A 1,530-nucleotide genomic window follows, 5' to 3' on the forward strand; every position below is an offset into this window, starting at 1 on the left:
GTAGTCGGGGTCGGGGAGGGTTTTGTGGTCGAGTTTGCCGTGGGTGGTGAGGGGGAGTTGGTCGAGGGTGATGATGGCGGCCGGGATCATGTATTCGGGGAGGGACTGGGCTGTGGTGGTGCGGATGTCCTGTGGGGTGGGGTTTGTGTTTTTGGTGGGGACGATGTAGCCGACGAGGCGGTTGTCGCGGACGATGACGGCTGCCTGGGCGATTTGGGGGTGGGCGGTGAGGGCGGATTGGATTTCGCCGAGTTCGATGCGGAATCCGCGGAGTTTGATCTGGTCGTCGGTGCGGCCGATGTATTCGAGTTGGCCGTCGCGGTTCCAGCGGGCCAGGTCGCCTGTGCGGTACATGCGGGTGCCGGGGGTGCCGTAGGGGTCGGCGACGAAACGTTCGGCGGTGAGGTCGGGGCGCTGCAGATAACCACGCGCCAGGACGATGCCTGCCACATAGAGCTCGCCCGGGGTGCCGATCGGGGCCGGGCGTAGGGCTGCGTCGAGGACGTAGGTGCGGGTGTTGGCGAAGGGGCGGCCGATCGGGACCGGGCCTGTGGGGGTTTCCGTGTCTGGTGGCAGGCGGAATTCTGCGCAGTTGACGGTTGCTTCGGTCGGGCCGTAGGCGTTGATGACTTCGACGTTCGGGTGGGCTTCGCGCCAGGCTGCCAGGGCTTCGCCGCGTAGTGCTTCGCCGCCGATGATCAGTGTGCCGGTGGGTGAAGCCTCGTCCGGGAGGGCTTCGAGGATGCCCAGGTGGGAGGGGGTGACCTTCATGAAGGAGATACCGGAGGTGTTCTCGTCGAGTTCGTCCAGGACGATCCGGCCGCCGGCGGCCAGTGGGGACCACAGAGCGGTGACCGTGAGGTCGAACGCGAACGACGAGTGCACCAGGGACACACCGGCCGCCTGCGGGTACTCCTTCCGTGCACGACCCACGTACGCACCCACCGAGCGGTGCTCGACGACGACGCCCTTCGGCCGGCCCGTGGACCCGGATGTGAAGATCACATACGCCGGCGAGGACAACTCGACGGGTGCGAGGTTCCCGGCCTCGTACGCCGAGGCATCCGTCCCGGCCAGCCATTCCTCGTCGATGACGAGTGCCGGAGCCGTGTCCTCCAGGATGACCGCGACGCGTTCGGCGGGATACTCCGGGTCGACCGGCACATAGGCGGCACCGGACTTCAGTACCGCCAGCAACGCCACGACCAGGTCCGCCGACCGGGGCAACTGCACAGCGACGAAGCGTTCCGGGCCCGCACCCCGTTCCACCAGAGCCCTGGCCAGCCGATTCGCCCGGGCATTCAACTCTCCGTAAGAGAGTGTCACATCACCGGTTGTCACCGCGGCCGTGTCCGGCGACAGCGATGCACGCTCCTCGAACAGCTCGGGCAGGGAGCGCACCGGCACCTCACGCGCCGTGTCGATCCACTCGCCCAGTACCAGCCCGCGCTCGGCCTGTGACAGCACCTCCACCTGTCCCACCGGCACGGATGGATCCCCGACCACCGCCTCCAGCACCCGCACCAAACG

At 67.5% G+C, this 1,530-nt stretch carries 1 protein-coding gene; it reads right to left on the reverse strand.

Annotated elements, in window-relative coordinates; all coding sequences use genetic code 11:
* Positions 1-1,530 (reverse strand): amino acid adenylation domain-containing protein (locus ACIQGQ_RS37185; protein ID WP_402405119.1); only part of this gene is annotated, 1,530 nt, incomplete at both ends.

Source organism: Streptomyces sp. NPDC092952 (genome assembly GCF_044754785.1).
Lineage (GTDB): Bacteria > Actinomycetota > Actinomycetes > Streptomycetales > Streptomycetaceae > Streptomyces.